Annotated in this window: 13 protein-coding genes and 1 pseudogene; 6 read left to right on the forward strand and 8 right to left on the reverse strand. The window is 33.8% G+C overall.

The annotated features are described in order from the left end of the window. Nucleotides 1–313 precede the first annotated feature (313 nt). Nucleotides 314–442: a hypothetical protein gene (locus F6K15_RS32875; protein ID WP_293069578.1), complete on the forward strand. Its 129-nt coding sequence runs from the start codon at nt 314–316 to the stop codon at nt 440–442. Nucleotides 443–455: 13 nt separating this feature from the next. Here the strand turns inward: F6K15_RS32875 and clpB are convergent, their stop codons facing one another. From clpB to F6K15_RS32900, 5 genes are all read right to left on the reverse strand, one after another. Beyond that, on the reverse strand, nt 456–3,068 hold the full coding sequence (gene clpB / locus F6K15_RS32880; RefSeq protein ID WP_293069580.1) for an ATP-dependent chaperone ClpB: 2,613 nt from the start codon (nt 3,066–3,068) through the stop codon (nt 456–458). 175 nt (nt 3,069–3,243) lie between these two features. Beyond that, nucleotides 3,244–5,505, reverse strand: coding sequence for a sensor histidine kinase KdpD (locus tag F6K15_RS32885; protein ID WP_293069582.1), 2,262 nt, complete (start codon nt 5,503–5,505; stop codon nt 3,244–3,246). Between the two features lie 772 nt (nt 5,506–6,277). Beyond that, complete coding sequence (locus F6K15_RS32890) at nt 6,278–7,981, reverse strand: ATP-binding protein (protein WP_293069584.1); 1,704 nt, start codon at nt 7,979–7,981, stop codon at nt 6,278–6,280. A 907-nt stretch (nt 7,982–8,888) separates the two neighbouring features. Next, nucleotides 8,889–9,410, reverse strand: a complete 522-nt coding sequence (locus F6K15_RS32895; protein ID WP_293069586.1) for a hypothetical protein — start codon at nt 9,408–9,410, stop codon at nt 8,889–8,891. Between the two features lie 713 nt (nt 9,411–10,123). After that, a complete protein-coding gene (locus tag F6K15_RS32900; RefSeq protein WP_293069588.1) occupies nt 10,124–13,264 on the reverse strand; it encodes a DNA polymerase I in 3,141 nt (1,046 codons plus the stop codon). A 1,371-nt stretch (nt 13,265–14,635) separates the two neighbouring features. Here F6K15_RS32900 and F6K15_RS32905 point away from each other — a divergent pair. From F6K15_RS32905 to F6K15_RS32915, 3 genes are all read left to right on the forward strand, one after another. Further along, a complete protein-coding gene (locus tag F6K15_RS32905) occupies nt 14,636–14,773 on the forward strand; it encodes a hypothetical protein (RefSeq protein WP_293069589.1) in 138 nt (45 codons plus the stop codon). A gap of 8 nt (nt 14,774–14,781) precedes the next feature. Next, a complete protein-coding gene (locus tag F6K15_RS32910; RefSeq protein WP_293069591.1) occupies nt 14,782–15,003 on the forward strand; it encodes a hypothetical protein in 222 nt (73 codons plus the stop codon). Between the two features lie 257 nt (nt 15,004–15,260). After that, nucleotides 15,261–16,409, forward strand: coding sequence for a J domain-containing protein (locus F6K15_RS32915; RefSeq protein WP_293069593.1), 1,149 nt, complete (start codon nt 15,261–15,263; stop codon nt 16,407–16,409). Between the two features lie 232 nt (nt 16,410–16,641). Here the strand turns inward: F6K15_RS32915 and F6K15_RS32920 are convergent, their stop codons facing one another. The 3 genes from F6K15_RS32920 to F6K15_RS32930 all read right to left on the reverse strand — a co-directional run bounded on the left by F6K15_RS32920 (nt 16,642) and on the right by F6K15_RS32930 (nt 21,822). Then, a complete protein-coding gene (locus F6K15_RS32920) occupies nt 16,642–16,773 on the reverse strand; it encodes a hypothetical protein (RefSeq protein WP_293069595.1) in 132 nt (43 codons plus the stop codon). 383 nt (nt 16,774–17,156) lie between these two features. Beyond that, nucleotides 17,157–18,875, reverse strand: coding sequence for a bifunctional diguanylate cyclase/phosphodiesterase (locus F6K15_RS32925; protein WP_293069597.1), 1,719 nt, complete (start codon nt 18,873–18,875; stop codon nt 17,157–17,159). A gap of 10 nt (nt 18,876–18,885) precedes the next feature. After that, nucleotides 18,886–21,822 carry a PAS domain S-box protein gene (locus F6K15_RS32930; protein ID WP_293069599.1) on the reverse strand — a complete coding sequence of 979 codons (2,937 nt, stop codon included), beginning with the start codon at nt 21,820–21,822 and terminating at the stop codon, nt 18,886–18,888. Nucleotides 21,823–22,225: 403 nt separating this feature from the next. Here F6K15_RS32930 and F6K15_RS32935 point away from each other — a divergent pair. Then, a pseudogene (locus tag F6K15_RS32935) lies at nt 22,226–22,348 on the forward strand (aldo/keto reductase); the annotation flags it as partial. Between the two features lie 83 nt (nt 22,349–22,431). Continuing rightward, nucleotides 22,432–22,701: DUF2470 domain-containing protein (locus tag F6K15_RS32940; RefSeq protein WP_293069601.1), on the forward strand; the 270-nt coding region annotated here is incomplete at its 3' end.

The following is a 22,701-nucleotide window of genomic DNA, read 5'->3' on the forward strand; positions in this document are numbered from 1 at the left end:
TGTTGGGAGATAATTCGGTTTTTTAGTTGAATAAAAAGTCATGCGTAGGGGCGAAAAACTCCCAATAACATAATACTATCACAATTATTTGAGCAATGCAAGAGTTAATAATCAGGCGATTTTTGGTGCTTCACAAAATGACGAATTGAACCAAAACCATAATTTTCTCTACTTCTGAGTTGAATACTTATAAATAAACGACTCAGAACTCAGAAGAAAGAACTCAGGAGGGAAGAAATAAGAAGAAAGAAGCAAGAAGAAAGAATAAAGAGGAGGAAAAGGAGAAAGTTTTTTGATCACTAATTATCTGAGCATGATATTACATCAAATCCGTTTAATTCGGCATACAAGAATGTTCCATCTTCAACCATTACCAAATATTTCTCCATCTCCCCATCCCCTCATCTCCCCATCTCCCCATCTATTTGCTAGAGATGTCTAATATTAATAATTGACTACTTAGCCATCACTAACTCCAATGGCAACCGTTTAAACGAAAGTCGCTCATTTTCAACATCCACAAAAATAGTATCACCATCATTAAACTCACTACGCAAAATACCTTTAGCAATTTGCGTTTCTAACTCTCGCTGAATTGCCCGCTTTAAAGGTCGTGCTCCATATACAGGGTCGTACCCAACTTCTGCTAAAAAGTCAACAGCAGCATCAGCAAGCTTCAGTGACATCTTACGTTCAGCTAACCGTTTCTCTAGACGTACAATTTGTAATTGTACAATTTCCCGCAACTGCTCTTTCTGTAAACCTTTGAAAATAATAGTTTCATCAATACGGTTGAGAAACTCCGGACGGAAAGCAGCACGCAACGCTTCCATGACTCGACTCTGTATTTGCTCATAGTCGTCGGTGACATCTAATATAAACTGAGAACCAATATTACTCGTCATAATAATCACGCTATTCTTAAAGTCAACTTTGTGACCTTGAGCATCAGTAACTCGTCCATCATCCAATATTTGCAGCATAATATTAAACACATCGGGGTGCGCTTTTTCAATTTCATCAAACAAAATAACCGTGTAGGGACGACGACGAATAGCTTCGGTTAACTGACCCCCTTCGTCATAACCAACATATCCAGGAGGCGCCCCTATTAAACGAGATACAGAATGTTTTTCCATATACTCAGACATATCAATGCGCACCATCGCATCTTCGGTGTCAAATAAATATGCTGCCAATGCTTTTCCTAATTCTGTTTTACCGACACCAGTAGGACCGAGGAAAATAAAACTCGCTACCGGACGGTTGGGGTCTGCTAAACCTGCACGCGATCGCTGAATGGCATCAGAAACCGCAGTTACTGCCTCATCTTGACCAATAACTCGCTGATGTAATTCTTCTTCGAGGTGCAGCAGCTTTTCTTTTTCTGACTCCACCAACTTACTGATGGGAATACCTGTCCACTTAGAAATAATCTCAGCAATATCTGCTTCTGTCACTTCTTCTCGCAACAAAGTTTGACCACTGGTTTGAGTTGCTTCGAGTTTAGTTTCTGCCTCTTCTACTTGTTTTTGTAGATTAATCAAATTACCATATTTCAACTCAGCAGCACGGTTGAGGTCATAATTTCGCTCTGCTTGCTGAATTTCAATATTGACTTTATCTATCTCTTCTTTAATAGTCTGAATTTTACCAATGATGCCTTTTTCTGCTTCCCACTGAGCATTTAGGGTGCGTTGCCCTTCTTTCAAGTTTGCCAAATCTTTTTCTAGTCTCTCTAACCTTTCTTTGGAAGCAGCGTCACTTTCTTTTTGCAGTGATAATTTCTCCATTTCTAGTTGGAGAATTTTGCGGTCAATTTCGTCAAGTTCCTCTGGTTTGGAGGTAATTTCCATTTTGAGTTTAGCTGCCGCTTCGTCCACCAGGTCGATCGCTTTGTCTGGGAGGAAGCGATCGCTAATATAGCGAGTAGATAGAGTAGCAGCAGCGACGAGGGAGCTATCGGAAATTTTCACGCCGTGATGTACTTCATAGCGTTCTTTGAGACCCCGTAAAATTGAGATGGTATCTCCTACACTGGGTTGGTCTACATAAACTTGTTGGAAACGACGTTCTAAAGCAGCATCTTTTTCGATGTATTTACGGTACTCATCGAGAGTTGTTGCTCCAATACACCGGAGTTCTCCTCTAGCTAACATTGGTTTGAGTAAATTTCCTGCATCCATCGCTCCTTGAGTTGCTCCTGCTCCCACAACTGTGTGAATTTCATCTATAAATAAGATAATTTTACCGTCTGAGTCGGTGACTTCTTTGAGAACAGCTTTGAGACGTTCTTCAAATTCGCCTCTAAATTTAGCTCCAGCAATTAAAGCACCCATGTCTAAGGCGATGAGTTGGCGGTCTTTAAGAGATTGGGGAACGTCTCCAGTAATAATACGTTGGGCGAGACCTTCAGCGATCGCTGTTTTTCCGACTCCAGGTTCGCCTATTAATACTGGGTTGTTTTTGGTACGACGACTTAGTATTTGAATAGTGCGTCTAATTTCGTCATCCCTCCCAATAACGGGGTCGAGTTTACCTTCACGAGCAAATTCTGTCAGGTCGCGACCATATTTTTCTAGAGCTTCGTATTTACCTTCTGGGTTTTTGTCTGTTACTTTTTGGTTGCCTCTCACTTGGGAAATAGTTTCTTTGAGCTTTGCTTCATCTAATTTGAATTCTTTATAGAGATTTTTGCCGAAGCGGTCGTCTTTGAGATAAGCAAGTATGAAATGTTCGATAGATATGTATTCGTCCGTGTATTCTTGGCGATATTTTTCGGCATTGTCTAATAAAGTATCCAGACTGCGACCTAAGTAAATATTATTGGGTGTATTTTTGACTTTTGCTTGACGGTTAATAAAGGTATCTGTATATTCTTGTACTTTGGAAGTTGAGACTCCTGCTTTGTTGAATAGACTGGTTGTTAGTCCATTTTGTTCTAACAAAGCTTTCATTAAGTGTTCAGTTTCAATTTGTTGATTTTGGGAAGTTTTCGCAATGTCAGGAGTACGGGATATAGCTTCCCAAGCTTTTTCTGTAAATTGGTTAGGATTATTTGGCTGCATAATTTTTTGTTTTTTTATTTTTTGTCTATATGTTTTTATTTAATTTTAACTTGTACCTTTGAATAAATTTTAGTAGAAAAAACCGTTGTTTTTTATTGGGTATTTACCCTGGGGTGTAACTTTAATTAAATTTTGGTAATTATTTATTAGAATTTTTACCCGAATTAAATACCGTTCAGATTATTACTCTTTCTGGAAAACAAACAGTGACTTTATAATTTTCTTCTGACGTACTTTCTATACCAACCTTTGCTCCCATTATTTTAGATAAACCTTGATAATCTCTCAAGTATAAATAACGATAACGCCATAATAGATTATAGTGTAATACCTGGACTTGATTTTTATTTTTGATGCCAATACCGCTGACTTCAAAAAATATGTAATTCTGAGAACTATTCAAATACTGGACAAATTTATTTTGATCATTTTGTAGTTCCTGACTGTTTACCTTTTTAACACTGAGTGTAACCATACTATCTTCTGTCTTTTCAATGCTGTTAACTAATAAAGTTATGAGTATATCTTTCACTTTTGACATCTTTGCATACATTGTACCCAGATTTTCTCCTAAGATTAATTTGAAAGTCTTCCCATTTTTATCTGTAATATTCTTCACTTGAACGACCACATCTTGAATTAGCTGATTAACATCAATATTTTCTAAATCAAGTGTAATTTTACCAGTTTCTATTTGGATAATATATGAGCAATCGCTAACCGTTTTTAGGAGGTTTATAACAATTTCCTTCATGTTTCCCAAGAACTTCATCATTTCCATGGAATCGTCATATCCTGATTCACAAGCTTTTTCATCAAGAATTTCAATCTCTCTAAGAATCACATTTAGGGGTGTACGAAATTCATTGATTAATTTAAGTTTATCTAATATGAAAACTGTTTTTGCTTTGGCTTTGATTTTAGCTTCCTGCAATTGTTTTATATATTTTTCTAATTCCTCTCGACTATATATTTCAGAAGCTTCATACTTGCCTTCGAGGTTTTTGTCTGTTAAATTTTTAACTTGGGAAATAGTTTCTTGAAGTTTGGCTTCATCTAGTTGCATTTCTTGGCATTCACTGTCAGTAGATAAAGTCTCATTCATTCTTTCTGGAAACCAAATAGTGAATGTTGAACCTTCTCCGTATTCACTTTCCACTTCAATTTTTGCCCCCATTATCTGACACAAACTTTGACATATTGCTAATCCTAAGCCTAAACCACTATAGCTACAATGAGTAATTAAAGGTTCAAATATATCTTTTAACTGTTCTTCTGTCATACCAATACCAGTATCGCTGACCCGAAAAACTATGTAATTATGTGCATTATTCAATGACTCAGCATTTTGATTTTGAGGACTTTTTAGTTTCTGATTATTTACTCTTTCTACACTGAGTGTAATCATACCATCTTCTGTAAATTTAGCTGCATTATCCAGTATTTTTATAAGTACCTCTTCAACTCTTCTCATATCTGCATACATTGTACCCAGATTTTCTCCTAAGACTAATTTGAAGGTATTGTGGTTTTTTGGAGTGAGATTTTCCGCTCTAGCAACTACATCTTGAATTAGCTTATTAACCTCAATACTTTTAAAATAAAGTGGAACATTACCTGCTTCTATTCTGGAAATATCTGAGATATTTTGCCTCATTCCGAAGATATGCAACCCTTCTAATTCAATTCTCTTAAGATTAGGTAAAAGTTTGTCATATCCTAAGTCTGAAGCTTCTTTATAAATCAACTCGCTAAAACCAATAATTGCTTCTAGAGGTCTCCAAACGTGAGGAGATAGCAAATCATTGCTAGAATTTTCGGCGGCTTCTAGTTCAAGTCTAGCTTCGTGGAATTGTTCCAAATATTTTGCTAATTCATCACAAATGTATTTTTCTAAAGCTTCATATTTCTCTTCTGGGTTTTTGTCTGTTACTTTTTGATTACCTCCAACTTGGGAAATTGTTTCTTTGAGCTTTGCTTCATCTAATTGAAATTCTTGATAGAGATTTTTGCCAAAGCGATCGTCTTTTAGGTAGGCAAGTATAAGATGTTCGATGGATATGTAGTAGGCAAGTATTAAATGTTTGATGGATATGTTGTATTCGTGTCGGTATTCGTGTCGGTATTCTTGGCGATATTTTTCGGCATTGTTTAATAAGATTAAGATACTGAAACTGTAATCTAAGTAAATATTATTGGGTGTATTTTTGACTTTGGGTTGACGCTTGATAAAGGTGTCTGTGTATTCTTGTAATTTGGCAGTTGAAACTCCTGCTTTGTTAAATAGAATTGTTGCCAGTCCATTTTGTTCTAACAAAGCTTTCATTAGATGTTCACTTTCAATTTTTTGATTTTGGGAAGTTTTAGCAATGTCACGAGTACGGGATATTGCTTCCCAAGCTTTTTGTGTAAATTGGTTAGGATTATTTGGCCGCATATTTTTGAGTTTTCTTTATGTCTATACTTGCTTTTATTTTAACTTCTTATAGTTGAGCAGTATTTTTAGTAGAAAAAACCTTTTTTTATAGGGTATTCAGCCTTTGGTTTTATTCTGATTCAATTTAACTGATTGTTTTTTTGTAAGCATTCAGCGGTCAGCTATCAGATATTAGCTAAGTGAATGAAGTTAATAGCAAATACATAACTTCTAACTTCTCTATTTGGTCAAGTTTAATCTTAAGAAAGATGTTGATAAAGCAGAGTTTTAATAACAGAGTTTTATTGCTGAGAGCTGACAGCGAGCTAGCTGTTTGCGCAGCATTCCGCAGGAAATACTTAGAGGTTGTCTGAGACAGTCCCATTTGCTACATCTAAGCCCCCGCGCATCCCCCAATTTTGGGGGACTAGAGCAAGCAAATTGACTCTTGTTCCCCCCAAAGTTGGCTTGCTCGGGGGGCAAAATTCAGTATCAAAAAACTTTTCAGATATCCTCTTAATTTTTTTTCGAGAATGTTTTCATCAATACTGTTTAGTTTATTAATTTTTCTAGAAATAAAACAGTGACTTAACCTTTTTTTCTGACGTACTTTCTATAACGATATTTCTCTAGTTTTTTTTATAAAGCTTTGATTAAATGTTCGGTTGTTCTATTGAATGAATACAAATTTAAAAATTAATGCTATTCAAATCCTTTCTTTCTCCTAGTTAGTAACTCCTGAATTCTGACTCCTAATAAAAAGGCTAGTCATTTGTAGCAAGCATTTATCAAATCAAATCATTACTCTTTCTGGAAACCAAACAGTAAATGTAGAACCTTCGTTTGATTTACTTTTAACATAAATTCTTGCCCCCATCCTCTCACACAAACGTTGACATATTGCCAACCCTAAACCAGTACCACCATACCGACGAGTAGTAGAAGCATCTGCTTGAGTAAAAGGTTTAAATATATGCTTTAACTGGTCTTCTGTCATGCCAATACCAGTATCGGTCACCCGAAAAACTATATAATTATTTGAATTATTAAACGACTGTGAGTTTTGATTTTGAGAATTTTTCACCTTCTTATTTACTCTTTCCACACTCAGAGTAATCAAACCATCTTCTGTAAATTTAGCTGCATTACCCAATAAATTTATCAGTACTTGTCTAACTTTTGGCATATCGGCATACATTGTACCTAAATTTTCTCCTAACAGTAATTTTAAGGTATTACGGTTTTTTTCTGTGAGATTTTTCGCTGTACCAACTACATCTTGAACTAACTTTTCAACTTCAATACTTTCTAAATAAAGTGTTACTTGACCTGCTTCAATTTTGGAAATGTCTAAGATATCACTAATCATTTCTAGAAGGTGTTTACCTGCAATCTTAATTCTATCTAGATCCAGCATAAAGTCTTCATATCCTTCTTCTTCAGCTTCCTCATAAAGAATTTCACTATATCCGATAATAGCATTTAAAGGTGTACGAAGTTCATGGCTCATGGTAGCTAAAAAAGCACTTTTAGAGCGGTTTGCTGCTTCTGCTTTCAGTTTAGCTTCCTGGAGTTGTTCAGTGTATTTTGCCACCTTACCAATTAATTCATTGAGAGATAAGGTTAATTGTCCTATTTCATCTTCTGTAGTTACAGGAAGTTGTAGTTCAAAGTTAGCTTCTTCTGTCACTTGTTGGGCAACTTTGATTATATCTTTGAGGGGAGTTACTATGGATCTGCTGGTATAGATAGCCATCATTACTGCAATAATTATTGATAGCAGTAGGCTACCTATTAATATTTTAATTCCTAATGCTTCTATTTTTTGATAATCTCTAAATCCTTGGTCTACCCTTTGATTAAATAGTGTAGCTAACTTTTCTGAATCTTGTGATAATTTTTCTAGTTTTATTGCTACTTCACTATTAGTAATTTTACTAGGTGATGCTGATGATAAATTATCTACTTCTATTGTTGTTTCAAGAGAAATCTGTTTAATTTCTTGAACTAAATTTTCTAATTTTTGAATATAAGCTGCCAAAGGATTAAAATAAGTCTGGATAAATTTTTGAAGCGGGATATAATATTTTTTCTCTATACTTTCATCTCCAGTTTCTGGTATTAATTGAAGTTGTTTAAAAATAGTATTAACCTCATAAATACTTGATAATTCTTGGGATATTTTTGCTTCTAACACTTTCCGGTCATTAACTGATTTTGGCCGCTCTTTTTGAATTATATTAACTTTCAATGCTTTTGTTGTGAGTTTCGTGAGTAAATCTACTTGTTCTTGAGCTTGCTCTATTTGTTCTCTAATTTGATGTTTATAATTCCACTCAAATATCCGCCCTGTAAGTATTCCTAAAGTCGCAATGCTTATTGGTAATATATAGCCAAAACTTATTTTTTTTCTGATTCCTATGCTACTAGACAGATTTTTTGATCCGGTTTTCTCTCGGATCATAGACTGTTTTTTTGATGTAGAAGTTAAAGACATCTGCACTGGTATTCCTTGGCCATAATCATATAGTATATTTTATTTTAATCTAATATTCATAACGGCCTTGTTAGTCAAAATTATTTCATTACTTCCCTGGGATTAATTATGTAGACTGAAGTTTTTCCTACATACCATAATATATTTTTTTTGGCAATCCTACTAACGCTTTAATTGATCAGGGTTAATATAAATTCTTTACACTTAGATTACTACTGAACATAGGATGAGAATATTGGTAACTACATCTAAAATATTATTTTATTTTAATTTGATTTTTTCAGTCGCTCCTAAGCATAAGTCAATATTATACCAATTCCAGTGGAGCAAACAGATTTATCATTTTTCTCTGTTTTCTACTCTTAATGACTAATTTATCTAAACCAGATGGAGTGTTAATATTAGTTTTTTTGTTTAAATCAGAAGATGAATGAGGGTTGAGTCCAATCCCCATTCAATAAAATTTTTTTGACAGTAGAATTTTAGTTAGATTAACTATCCAGGTTTATTTCTGACACATTTACATTTCTATAAAATTCAACAAATAAAGCTTGTTTCTCATTTTGTTTAACAACTTGTATTTCACCAAATCTACCCATTCCCTGACAGACTCTAAATTTAGCAATATTTTGAAAATGATATAGATGACTAAGTTGTACTTAGAAAAGTATATAGACTTTCTCATTTGGATGGGTGCAAAATTTGAGTTTTTAGGGACTACAGAACACCAGAGCAGATAATATCAGCATTTACAATATACTCCACATTTGTTGAAAAATGTTATAGCATTTTTCACTGTATGAGTATTGGTCAAACAAAAAAATATTAATTCTTCGTATAACTATTTATTTCTCAGAAAAATTTTGAGAATATTAACTTAACTTAATTACTTTTATTAATTTATTACTTACTGTTGGCAAAACTTAAATAGATATAACTCATCTGGTAGTTCAGAGGCCACATCTAAATCAACACTTTTAGGAACAAATAAAACCATACCAAATTCACATAGTTCAGTTGAACATTTATCTGGTCGTGCAGTAATTCGATAATCACTGTTTTCTGTGGGAGTAAAAGAGATTACTGGTATCCCATCCTGTTTTTCATCATTGGTTATTTTCTCGCCCTGTTGATTTTTAAGGGTTAAATTTAAGTCATTACAATTATCATCACATACTCCTAGAATAGTGTAGGATATATTAGAAGATAATTTGGCTGTAAAAGGAACTTCTACTCTTTCTTTCACTTTTCCAATTAGTGGCCAGAAAACCAGTTTTTTGCCAGCTTTTTCTTGTTGTTCTACTGTCTCTTTCAGTTTACATATTACTTGTTCTTGTTCAACACTAAGTTCTACACTGGCAGCAGTTGCAACAATCGCACTGCCCAATACCAAACTAATTCCACCTAAAACTAATTTTTTGGTATCCATTGATTTACTCAAATAAAAGTTATTGGTAAACTACAGTCAGGAGTTTAACATATCTCTTGCACAATAAAAATCTTTTATAGGGAACAGGGAACAGGGAACAGGGAATACCATTTCTCAAAAACTTTTCTATATTTTCGCATTGTAGGGGAGTAGGGGAGTGGGGGAGTGGGGGAGTGGGGGAATAAGGGAGAATTCAACATAAGAATAATTAACATTAACTTATCTCAAAGTAGCAAAAAGGTTATTCGACATAAGTGAATTAATTAATAGCTGATTATAGGGAACAGGGAACAGGGAAAAATAATTGATAATTTAGGTATAATAGATAATTTAGGTATAATAATTGATTTGATTTTTTTGGAGATGTCTATTCTTTTTACAAACAGTCTCTTAGGTAGCACTTCAATTATTAATTAATTAATTAATACAAACAGGATCGCCTTTTTGATAATTAGCACAGTACCCTAGAAGCATATTAATTATTATATAGGGAATAGGGAATAGGGAGGAATGATTGATAATTTAGGGAGTAGGGAGTAGGGAATAGGGAACAGAGAGAAATAATTGATAATTTAGCGATAATAATTAATTTTATTTTTTGATTTTTTTGGAGATATCTATTCTGTTTACGAGGTAATTATTAATTATTAATTATTAATTATTAATTGTTGAACTCCCCCACTCAAGAAAACATAAGTTTTTGATAAATAGTACTATTTAGTCTCCATCCAATTTTGCCCTGCATGAATATCTACTATCAGAGGTACTTTTAAATCTATCACATTTTCCATTGTAGATTTAATTACCTGTTGCAGTTCTTCCCACTCTAATGATGGAACTTCAAATACTAATTCATCATGGACTTGTAATAATAATTTTGCCTGATAATTTGCCAATATTTCATGGAATTTTATCATGGCTATTTTAATAATATCTGCACTTGAACCTTGAATAGGCGAGTTAGCTGCTGCCCTTAAAAGTTGAGCATCATTTTGACTTAAACGTTTGAATTCATCTAGATTAATTTCTTTTGGTTTCGTACCTTTTAAATCTCGGAGAGTTTTAGATTCAAATTCAAAATAACGCCGACGACCTAATATTGTTTCTACATAACCTTGAGCGATCGCTTGTTTTTTTAACTTCCCTAAATACTCAAATACTTGAGAATATTTTTGTTTATATCTGTCTAAAAATTGTTTACTTTCTTTGACGCTTATTCCGACAGACCTTGCTAATTTTTGTGCCCCCATGCCATAAATTACACCGAAGTTTATTGTTTTACCAACTCGACGTTCATCTGATGTAATTTCTGTTTTTTCAAATAATAGTTTTGCTGTTACGGTATGTACGTCTTGATTATTTTGATAAGCTTCTATTAATACTGGTTCTTGACTCAAGTGAGCTAATATTCTTAATTCAATTTGTGAATAGTCTGCGGCGACTAATAACCAATCTTTTTTGGGGATAAATGCCTGACGAATTTGCCGAGAAAATTCTGTACCAATGGGAATATTTTGTAAGTTTGGTTCGGAGGAAGATAAACGTCCTGTATCTGTTTGAGTTTGATTGAAATTTGTATGAACTCGCTGAGTATCTGTACGAACTAATTTTGGTATGGCTTCGACATAGGTAGAAAATAGTTTGTATAAGGTTCGGTGATTTAAGATTTCATCAATGATGGGATGATGTTGACTTTCTTCTTGTAATTTTTCTAAGACAACTACATCTGTAGAGTAACCAGTCTTAATTTTCCGGGATTTTTTCTGATTTTGATTGAGTATATTAAATAGTAGTTCGCTTAATTGAGATGGTGAGTTAAGGTTTAAAAAATTACTTGTTTCTGCTCGATCGATTTGATTTTCAATTTCTTCTGAGTTTTGTCTTTGCTCTTTTGATAATTTGGTAATATATGCTTTTAGTATAGGGCTAGATATTGCTTTTTTTAATTCTTGTTGATTAGTAAATGAGTCAGCTTCTATATCTTGAATTTCTGTTATGAGATATTCCTGCAAAATTCGACTATCTACAGTTCCAAAAGCTCTTTTTTCAATAGCCTCTAAATCTTTTTTCAGTTGAACTGAGAATTTCTTGAGATATTCAATATCAATCTTAATTCCCAGATATTCCATTTCTGCCAAAACAGATTCTAATGGCTGTTCTACATCTACTAATAATTTGTGCAAATATTTTTCTGAAGGTTTATTTTCATCGGCTTTTTCTAATTCAGCTCTTAATTTTTCTACTAACTGAAATGTAACAAAAACTTGAGCACCACAATAGTCCGCTACTTTCAGAATCTCTAAGTCAGCAATAGTTTGATTTTTCGAGACCACATCACCATAACTTTTTAAATTTATTCCAGCAGTTCTCAGATGTCTAATATATATTTCTTCCAGACTATGTTTTGCTCCTGGATTTAATACATAACTTGCCAACATTGTGTCAAAAACAACTCCAGCCAATTTAATTCCTTGACAGCGAAAAACTAATCTATCAAATTTGGCATTTTGAAATACTTTTGGATAATCATAACTTTCTAAAATTGGTTTTAAAGCATCTAATACTTTTCCTTGATCTAGATTTTTTCCTACTTTATGTCCGGTAGGAATATAAGCAATATCTTCTATATTTTTTCCCCAACAACAACCAATACCAACCAACTCTGCATCTCGCGGTTCTAAAGATGTAGTTTCCGTATCCCAAGCCACGGGAGTCTCATAATTTTTCTGTTCTTTTAAAATATTTACTAACTCCTTTAGCTTTTCTGGAGTATCAATAATTTGAGGCTTTATTTCTGATTTTGTTGTGGTTTGTTGTTGAGCTGCCTTTGTATCTTCTGCACTAAAAAACCAATCATCACTCTCCTTCTCAACCAAAATATTATCTGACTTTTCTTGTGGTTTATTTTCCGACTCTTCTGCCAAAGCTTCAATTCCCGTCAACCCACTAAACTGTTGTTCTAAATGATGGATTTGATTTAAAAAATGTTGTAATTCAAATTTTTGTAAAACAGGCTCAATTTCTGAGCGAGAGATTTTTTTAAGCTGCAAATCTTCTATCTCAATATCTATTGGAACATTTACCTCAATTTTTGCCATAAACTGAGAATGTTCTGCCTCAGCTTTTCCCTCTTCAAGCTTTTTCTGATTTGCTCCTTTAATTTTATTCAGAGAACTATAAATTTCCGCTAAAGAACCATATTCACTCAACAACTTAACAGCCGTCTTTTTCCCAATACCCCTAACACCAGAAATATTATCAGAAGCATCTCCACAAAGAGCTTTATAATCAACAACTTGAGTAGGTAAAATACCCAATTTTTCCCTAACTTCTTCAGGACCAAACTCTTTAGGAGTACTACCTTTACCTGCTCCTAAATGTAAAACACTAATGCCTTTTTCCACATCTATTAATTGAAATAAATCTTGGTCGCCCGAAAGAATTTTCACCCGAAAACCAGCAGCACTAGCTTTTTGTGCTAAAGCTCCTAATACATCATCAGCTTCATAACCAGGGGCAGTAATTATAGGTATATTAAAAGCTTTAAGAATATCCTTCAAATTTTCTACATCAACAATTAAATCTTCAGGTGCTTCTGCTCGATCTGCCTTGTAGTTTTCATCAGCTTCATGGCGAAATGTAGGTTGCCCTAAATCAAAAGCGATCGCTAAATATTCTGGCTTTTGAGTCTCCATAACTTCCAACAAAGACTTCAGAAAACCAAAACAAACACTGGTAGGGATGCCCGTAGAAGTTTTTAAGCCTCCACTACGACTTTTGCCAAAAGCATAGTAGGAACGAAAGGCTAGAGAATGGCCATCAACGAGGACGGCAGTAGGAGGGTTAGCAGACATTTGATATTGATATTTTGAGATGTTGCTCTATTTTAGCGAGTAGGTAGGAACGAAGATTGAGGTATGTTAATTTTCAAAGACTTACTTTTGCGTCTCAGGGAAGTAGAAGGAAATATATAGCACTATAGTTTTTAGTTTTTTTGCCAGATTTAAGATATTGATTTTTGAATTGAAATTTTTAGTGCAAGTAGAGAAAATCTTCCGAGACTTACCTTTCCACTTTAGGGAAGTAGAAGCAAATATATAGCACTATAGTTTTTTTGCCAGATTTAAGATATTGATTTTTGAATTGAAATTTTTAGTGTAAGTAGAGAAAATCTTCCGAGACTTACCTTTCCACTTTAGGGAAGTAGAAGCAAATATATAGCACTATAGTTTTTTTGCCAGATTTAAGATATTGATTTTTGAATTGAAATTTTTAGTGCAAGTAGAAGAAATCTTCCGAGACTTACCTTTCCACTTTAGGGAAGTAGAAGCAAATATATAGCACTATAGTTTTTTTGCCAGATTTAAGATATTGATTTTTGAATTGAAATTTTTAGTGCAAGTAGAGAAAATCTTCCGAGACTTACCTTTCCACTTTAGGGAAGTAGAAGCAAATATATAGCACTATAGTTTTTTTGCCAGATTTAAGATATTGATTTTTGAATTGAAATTTTTAGTGCAAGTAGAAGAAATCTTCCGAGACTTACCTTTCCACTTTAGGGAAGTAGAAGCAAATATATAGCACTATAGTTTTTTTGCCAGATTTAAGATATTGATTTTTGAATTGAAATTTTTAGTGCAAGTAGAAGAAATCTTCCGAGACTTACCTTTCCACTTTAGGGAAGTAGAAGCAAATATATAGCACTATAGTTTTTTTGCCAGATTTAAGATATTGATTTTTGAATTGAAATTTTTAGTGTAAGTAGAGAAAATCTTCCGAGACTTACCTTTCCACTTTAGGGAAATAGAAGCAAATATATAGCACTATAGTTTTTTTGCTAGATGAAGGTTTGAATTTGGCAATGGAGATTTTCACCCTCAGTGGTCTAGTAGAAGCAGGAAATATTTCTAGACTTTCCTTTTTCTGTGAGGGAATATAAAGGCAAATCTATAACGTTATAGTTTTTTGCCAGATGGAGGTTTGAATTTGGCAATGGAGATTTACCCTCAGTACTCTAGTAGAAGCAGGAAATATTTCTAGACTTTCCTTTTTCTGTGAGGGAATATAAAGGCAAATCTATAACGTTATAGTTTTTTGCCAGATGGAGGTTTGAATTTGGCAATGGAGATTTTCACCCTCATTGGTCTAGTAGAAGCAGGAAATATTTCTAGACTTTCCTTTTTCTGTGAGGGAATATAAAGGCAAATCTATAACGTTATAGTTTTTTGCCAGATGAAGGTTTGAATTTGGCAATGGAGATTTTCACCCTCATTGGTCTAGTAGAAGCAGGAAATATTTCTAGACTTTCCTTTGTCTGTGAGGAAATATTAAACCAAATCTGTAACGTTATAGTTTTGGTTTGAATTTGGCAATGGAGATTTTTACCCTCAGTACTCTAGTAGAAGCAGGAAATATTTCTAGAGTTACCTTTTTCTGTGAGGGAATATTAAACCAAATCTGTAACGTTATAGTTTTGTGCCAGATGTCAGGTTTGAATTTGGCAATGGAGATTTTTACCCTCAGTCGTCTGCAAATATTTCTAGAGTTACCTTTGTCTGTGAGGGAATATGAAACCAAATCTCTAGCGCTATAGTTTTGTGCCAGATAGATTATGGCATTTTTCTTAGTTTGAGGTCAAAATGGAACTAACTGTCTGTTAGTTTTGTTTCATACATCAAATATTGAGTTGCTTAAGACATAGAGTAATTATGAATCAAAGAGGAAATGTTTTTCCCACTCTTCTAGGCCACCTTTTCCCTGCCATATAATACCAACCTCAAAAAATCAGACTTTCGATAACGTCAAACCACTAAATTCCTAACTGTTCTAACTACTGATTATTTTTCTAATGTGGATGAGATAAATCAATACTATAAAATTCTAGAACTTGAACCTGGCGCTTCTCTAGATGAAGTCAAAGAAGCTTACCGAGATTTAGCCTTTGTCTGGCATCCAGATCGGTTTGCCCAAAATACTCGTCTCCAAGCAAAAGCTCAAATTCGTCTCAAAGAAATTAATGAAGCTTACCGAAAATTACGGTATTTTTTGAATGATTCTCAACTGCAAGCTACTCCAAAACCAAAAACTCCCACTCAAACACAACAATCATCACCTCGTCGTCCACCCTCTCCTCAGCCTACCCCTTCTCCTCAAAGGCCAGAAAATTCTAACGCCAATAATCATTTTCAACAATTCTCTGTTCACACTCATCAAACACATTCCACAACTTCCAGTATTCCTTGGGGTAGTTTAATTGCTACTTTCCTGTTTTATGCTTTGACTGCCTGGGTATTAGTTATTTCCAAAGCTCCTGTCTGGAGTTGGGCCGTAGTTGAAGGTGTGGCATGGATGGGAATGACTGTTTTGGCAATTGAAGGAACCGGTTCTCAAAAATGTTGGGCGATCGCCTTATTGGGTGCTGGAGGAGGAGCAGGTTGGATAGCTGGAAATTCTGTAGGGGGTATAATTACTGCTTTGGCATGGGCGATAGTTGGATGTAGTTTAGGGTTAATTGCTGGCACTGAACCCCAGGCCAGAACAGTTGCTGCTGTGGTGACTATTGGTGGAGTAATTGCTTTGGGGGGATTTTTGGCTGGTAATGGGGCTGAAAATGTTTTATTGGTGATTGTGGGTTCTATTATTTGGGCTGCTGCTGGATTTATTTTTGGGACAATAGTTGATGCTGTGATTGGTTTGAAGACTGGTAATGGTGTTGGCAGTATGCTTGGGTTTATTGTGGGAGCTTGGGTTGGAGCTTGGTCTGCCGCTTGGAATTCTACTCGGTCTAAAGCTGTGGCGATCGCTTTGGCTAGTGCTGGGCCTAATATTATTGTTGGGTTATGGGTAGCTATTGGTATTGTGGCAGGAGTAGTTGCTCAAATGGTGGCGGGAGAAAAATTGGTAGAGTTGTTTAATGGATTTTCTACTTTTTTGATTTTAGCTATTATTTCTGGATTTGGTTTAGGTTTTGGCTGGTGGCTTTCCACAAGTATAGTTTGATATCAAATCCGGTAGCATTTGTATAAAATCTTTTGAAGGTAGGAGTCAGGAGTCAGTCCTCAGGAGTCATAATCAATAGCTTCCATACCATTTTTTAGGTTAGGGCGTGTCATCAATTAAAGAGGTTGACAAAATTGGTATTGTATGATATGGGTCGATAGTGATCGCTATGCTCATAAAATGACTGAGCCCACCACATAAATTCCTCCGGTGAAAGTTTACTGAACGTTTGTCATAGCTTGTAGCGATATAGCTGCCGCACTTGCTCCGCCAACGCTCGATACTGTTTAAGTTTGACCAAAAAATTTTCTATCAGATGGCGTGCTTTGTACAATATCTCATCGTCATTACGGATTTCACGCACGGTTTTTTTTCGGAGGAATCACTACTTCTATCCCTCTCTCTGTCAAAGGCGATTGGCACTCGCCTCCTGAAAATTATAGGATTGGCGAGCATGATTTTTGGGATTTATTTATTCTTGACAAAAGAAGCTTTAAACCTTAATTATGCAATTATGCGGTAAGATCATGTCCTTTTAATTAATTATTAAAATATCTATTCTTTCGCTTCAACGACAAATTTAACTATTTTCTCTGCTCCGGTACTCACTTATCGATCAGTATTCAATATTTTAGCTTATTTTATTCTAGATGATGTTACTTTTTAATAATGCTCTGCTTTCTCATCCTAAAAAAACCTATTTATATGATTTTTTCTTCCTTCTTCTTTCTTCTTTCTTCCTGAGCTTTAAATACTAGGGAATTGTGATAATTGATTAGTTTTTAATAAATTTTCAAACTTGGATGTGGGTAATGGGGGGCTGAATAAATAACCTTGAATTTCGTCACAGTCATATTTACGAAGAAAGTCTAATTCGGATTGAGTTTCTACTCCTTCAGCAACTACTTTTAAGTTTAAATTATGAGCCATTTGAATAATGGCAATTGTAATTGCTTCTGTCTTACTATCTTCAGTAATATTACGAATAAAACAGCGGTCTATTTTAATTACATCAAATGGAAATTCTCTGAGATAACTTAAGGATGAATACCCTGTACCAAAATCATCCATTGATATATTAATGCCAAAGGTTTGCCATGCTTCCATAATTTGAGTTGCAGCTTTTTCATTTTGCATGACTAAGCTTTCTGTTATTTCTAATTCTAAGTAATTAGGTTTTATACCAGTTTCTTGAATAATTTTAATAATTTTTTCTTGAATATTTCTTTGTGTAAATTGGCATCTTGATACATTAACTGCTATTTCTAAAAGCCCAAAACCTACTTCTTGCCAGATTCTTGTTTGATTACAAGCAGTACGCAAGACCCATTCTCCTATAGGGATGATTAAACCTGTTTCTTCTGCTAAAGGAATAAATTCTGCTGGTGATACTAAACCTCTGTTTGGATGAGACCAACGTACTAAAGCTTCTGCTCCAGTAATTTTACCAGTCTTAATATTAACTTTTGGTTGATAATAAACTTGAAACTCTGAGCGTTTTAAAGCATTACGCAAATCAGTTTCTAAGCTTAGTTGTTCTAGAGAAACAAAAACTGTTTCTGATTGATGAAATTGATAATTATTACCTCCTTTTTGTTGAGCATAATACATTGCTGCATTGGCATTTTTTAGTAGTTCATTTGCTTCTATATCATCTAATGGATAAAAGGTAATGCCTATACTAGCAGTGAGATAAATTTCATAACCTTCTAAAACAATTGGTTGAGAAATTGTATCTAATATAGATTGAACTATATCTGTCACTTCTTGCTTTTTTTCTACTGCCTTGAGAATTATCCCAAATTCAGCAGCTTCTAAATGAGCTAACATATCTATTGAATCAATAGATTTATTGAGTTTTTTTGCCACACTACAAAGTACTAAGTCTCCATTTTTACTCCCCAAAGTTACTTTGATTCGATTAATTCTATCTAGGCTAATATAAAGGATAGGTATTATTGGAAAATATGTATTTTTTTGAGATTTATTTAGATGACATAATTTTCCTAAATTACTATGATTTTGATAAGAGATAATTTCATTAAGTTGATCTGTAAATAAAGAACGGTTCGGTAATTGAGTGATTGGGTCGTACTGGTATCTTTGGAGAGCTATTTCGATAGTTAAATGTAAGTTTCTTTCTTCAAATGGTTTAACAATATAACCAAAAGGATTCGTTGCTTTTACTCTCTGCAATGTTTTGTCATCGGTGTAAGCTGTTAAGAAGATTATTGGTATTTGGGAGCTTAAATGAATTTGTTCTGCTGCTGTTATCCCATCCATTTTTCCTTGCAACATCACATCCATTAATATTAAATTAGGCTGTTTTTCTACTGCTATTACAATTGCTTCTTCTGCCGAAGAAACAATATCCATAACTGTATAACCCATGATTGTCAGACTGTCTGCTAAATCTTCAGCAATAATACTTTCGTCTTCGACAATTAGAATTTTTGATTTTGACATTTATACCTCTCTATAATTTACTTGCATTCCAGCTAGAAAAAGTTATTTTAAAAACTGTTCCTACTTGATTAATTAGCTCAATTTTTCCTTTAAGTTGTCTCACTAATGAACATACTAAACGCAGACCTAAAGAACCAGATTTTTTATAGTCTAAATCTTGAGCAAAACTAATGCCATTATCAGCTACTTTGAGAATAAATTGGTTTTGGTCATGATCGTCATAATCAAATTCTATGAAAATTTCTCCCTGACATTCTTCTGGAAAAGCATACTTGAGAGAATTAGAAACCAATTCATTAATAATTAGACCACAGGGAACTACTGTATCAATATTTAAGCAAATAGGAATGACGTTTAGATTTAATTTAACACCTCTTGCTTTGACTGCATAAGCTTGGAATAAGTGAGCAGCTAGACTGGAAATATATTCAGTAAAATTTACTTTAGACAAGTCCTTTGATTGATATAAATGTTCATGAACAAGAGCCATCGATCTAACTCGGTTTTGGCTTTCTTTTAACATTTCTAAAATTCTTTCATCTTGAATATATCTTGACTGTAGTCTTAATAAACTAGAAATTACTTGCAGATTATTTTTGACTCGATGATGAATTTCTTTTAGTAAAACTTCTTTTTCTGCTAAAGATTCTTTGATTTGTTCTTCATGACGTTTTCTCTGAGTAATATCACGAATTACGGCTTGAAATACTATATTTTTAGTTGATTTTTTGCTTGATTTTTTTTGAGTATATTCACCTGTTTTCATTGCAGTTAATAAGACTTCTGTGGGAAATTTTGATTTATCTGCTCTTTGATTTATCCACTCAAAACAACAATTACCTTTGACAATTGCTTGAACTATATATCTTTTGATTAACTGATCAAATTTTTTTCCATTTTGCTGATATTCGGGATAAAAATCTGCTAAGTTATGATGATAAAATTCTTCTTTATTATTCAAACCAAACATTTTTAAAGCTGCAAGATTGCAATCAATAATTCCGTTTTTATCTAGGAGGATAACAGCATCGCTTGTAGCTTCATAAAGGCTACGAAATTTTTTTTCCGATTCCTGAAGTGAAGCAATTAATTTACTTTTCATTGCCTCTGCTTGTTTACGATCACTGATATCTATTCCGACTGAAACTAACGCTTTTCCTTGAGCATATTTCTGAACTACAATCAAATAATTTCTCACACTGCCATTAACTTTTGTTTCGACTTCCTGAGATATTTGTTGTGCCGAACTAGCGACAAAATCACTAATAAATTTAACGAAGTCTGAACTACTGCCTAGAAAACCTATTTCTTGACCAATAAATTTTTCTGGAGGCAAGTTAAAATTGGCTGCTAATTGCCTATTTACTCCTATATATATTAACTCTGAACTAATCCAAGAAACAAACCAAGGTACAGCATCTAAAACTGCTTGTAGTTGGTCTTTAGCTCTTTGTAAAGCTTCTTCTGATTTTTTGCGTTGAGTAATGTCAGTAGCAGTGCCAATAGCTCCTTGAAAATTGCCAAATTTATCTCGTAAAGCAATTGCATTAAAGTTAAGATATACAGGTATTCCATCTTGGCGTTTATGTATTGTTTCCCACTGACAACTGGAGGAATTATCTTGAGTAAATATAGGTATTTGTGTAATATTTGTTGTGCTTGTTGGCGTAGATTTTTCTACTTCTTCTCGATATATAAAATCTGTTAGATAACAACCGATAATTTCTGTTGTTTCATAGCCGTAAATCCGTTTAGCTGCTTGATTAACAAAAGTAAAACATCCTTCATTATCTAGTGACCAAATTAAATCTTGAGAAGTTTCTACTAGATGCCTATATTTTTTCTCACTTTCTGCTAAAGCTGTTTCTACCCTTTTTCTTTCTAGAGCATTAATAAACATTTCTCCCATAATTCTTAGCAGAGCAATAATGTCTTCTGACCAATTTTTTTCCTCTTTAACTGAATCGAATCCTAAAAATCCAATAAAAATACCACGATATGCTATTGGTACAACAACCAAAGATTTTATATATTGCATACGCAAAAATCTTTTACTTATCGGCTTTTCTTTTGGTAGCTTAGTTGTACTTGGAATATAAATTGTTTCTAGATTTTTTATTTGCTCATTCCACTCTTCTAATGCTGTGATTGGTATTTGTTTTCTTTGCTCAATTTGTGGTGTAATTCCACTGTCACACCACTCATAATCATTGTTAATGTAATTACCAGTTTCATCCAGTAAAAATACATAGCTACGATCTACACCACTAAAAGTTCCTATCCATTCCAGAGCTACTTGAATTCCACTATCTATCTCCTCTGGGGCTAAATTAATAAAGTGAGTTGACAAAGTAGTAATTAATTCTTCAAAATTTAGCCTATATATTAATTCTTCTCTAGCTTGTTTATGTCTGACAATCTCCTCTATAAGTTGTTCATTTGATTCTCTTAAGGCAGATGTTTTTTCCTCAACTTTTTCTTCTAGTCTTAATTGATATTCAGGGTCTTCTAGTTTAGTATTTTGACCGACATTAACATTGAACTTAACTCCTATTAATCCGGCTGTTTCACCGCTTTCAGATATTTGAGGAATTACTCTAGTTTCATATTCTATACCTTCTGCTTCCCCAAACCATTTAACTTCATTACCTGCCAGTGCCAAGTGAGTTTTATCTAATACTTCTTGATGGTTTTTGTATAACTCAAAAATTGATTTGCCAAGTAAATCAGAAGATTTAATTGTTTTTTCTCCTTCAACAAAAGTAAATATACCTTTGCTATCTACCTCCCAAATAATTAAAGATGCTTGATTAGTAAGTATTCGTAAACGTGCTTCACTTTTTTGGAGAGCATTTTTAGTAAATTGATGTTCTGCTTTCTCTTTTTTTAACTCTTCTTTCAACTGAGCAATACTTTGCTGTAAATTTTGAACAACGCTATACATCATTAACATTAATTTTAGGGAAAAATAATAATAGTATAACTAGCATAACTATCAAGAGGTTAACGTAAGCATTTCCTGCGAAACAGCTATTAACTGTCAGCTATCAGCTCTCATGAAAGACTTTATAATGAATATAGACTTTAAAGCCAACTTTGGTAGTAAGTATAAATTATCCCTCAATTAGTTAAGCTTTTATCTAAAACTAAAAGCAATAACTAAAGCGCTGATAGCTGACGGCTGAATGCTTACAGGTTAAGCTATAAAGAAACTTTATTTTAAGTTTTTTTTGAATAGTTAACTATATACCCTAGTGGGATATATTAACTTTATAACACATTCTTTTTTAGCTCTTCATTAGTTAAGCTATAACCTAGTCTGTGTTATCTATAAATATTAAAATACTTGCCAAAGTATGTTTAACTGTAAGGATTCAGGTTTCACTACTTGGGATTTAGCAGACCATTATGGCCCAGCAGAGGACTTTATTGGAGAATTTAGACGACAACTAATAGCTACTAGAGGAACAGAATTTGAAAATATGTCTGAGATGAAATTTAGAATGTAGAATAAAGAATTTAGAATTGAGCAATTTAATCATCAGGATTTGAAAATATGACTAATTCGTTTACTTCAGAAATTAGCGATAGAACATCCGTTCCGCTGCGCGATCGCATTTGTTCTCATATGAATGAAGACCATCAAGATGCGGTACTTTTGTATTCTCAAAAATTTGGTATTTCTCCCAATGCTACAGCAGCAAAAATGCTTTCTATTGATGCTCAAGGTATGAATTTAACTGCTGAAGTTAGTGGGGAAAGTTTACCTATAAGAATTGAGTTTGACCATACTTTAAAGGATGCTGAAGATGCTCACCATACTCTA

It is taken from the genome of Okeania sp. SIO2B3 (assembly GCF_010672525.1).
GTDB lineage: Bacteria > Cyanobacteriota > Cyanobacteriia > Cyanobacteriales > Microcoleaceae > Okeania.

Coding starts and splice junctions, on each gene's coding strand:
- F6K15_RS32900 (WP_293069588.1), bottom strand. CDS start 13,264: ATGTCTGCTAACCCTCCTACTGCCGTCCTCGTTGATGGCCATTCTCTA.
- F6K15_RS32910 (WP_293069591.1), top strand. CDS start 14,782: ATGGAGATTTTTACCCTCAGTACTCTAGTAGAAGCAGGAAATATTTCT.
- F6K15_RS32895 (WP_293069586.1), bottom strand. CDS start 9,410: ATGGATACCAAAAAATTAGTTTTAGGTGGAATTAGTTTGGTATTGGGC.
- F6K15_RS32875 (WP_293069578.1), top strand. CDS start 314: ATGATATTACATCAAATCCGTTTAATTCGGCATACAAGAATGTTCCAT.
- F6K15_RS32890 (WP_293069584.1), bottom strand. CDS start 7,981: ATGTCTTTAACTTCTACATCAAAAAAACAGTCTATGATCCGAGAGAAA.
- clpB (WP_293069580.1), bottom strand. CDS start 3,068: ATGCAGCCAAATAATCCTAACCAATTTACAGAAAAAGCTTGGGAAGCT.
- F6K15_RS32930 (WP_293069599.1), bottom strand. CDS start 21,822: ATGATGTATAGCGTTGTTCAAAATTTACAGCAAAGTATTGCTCAGTTG.
- F6K15_RS32925 (WP_293069597.1), bottom strand. CDS start 18,875: ATGTCAAAATCAAAAATTCTAATTGTCGAAGACGAAAGTATTATTGCT.
- F6K15_RS32885 (WP_293069582.1), bottom strand. CDS start 5,505: ATGCGGCCAAATAATCCTAACCAATTTACACAAAAAGCTTGGGAAGCA.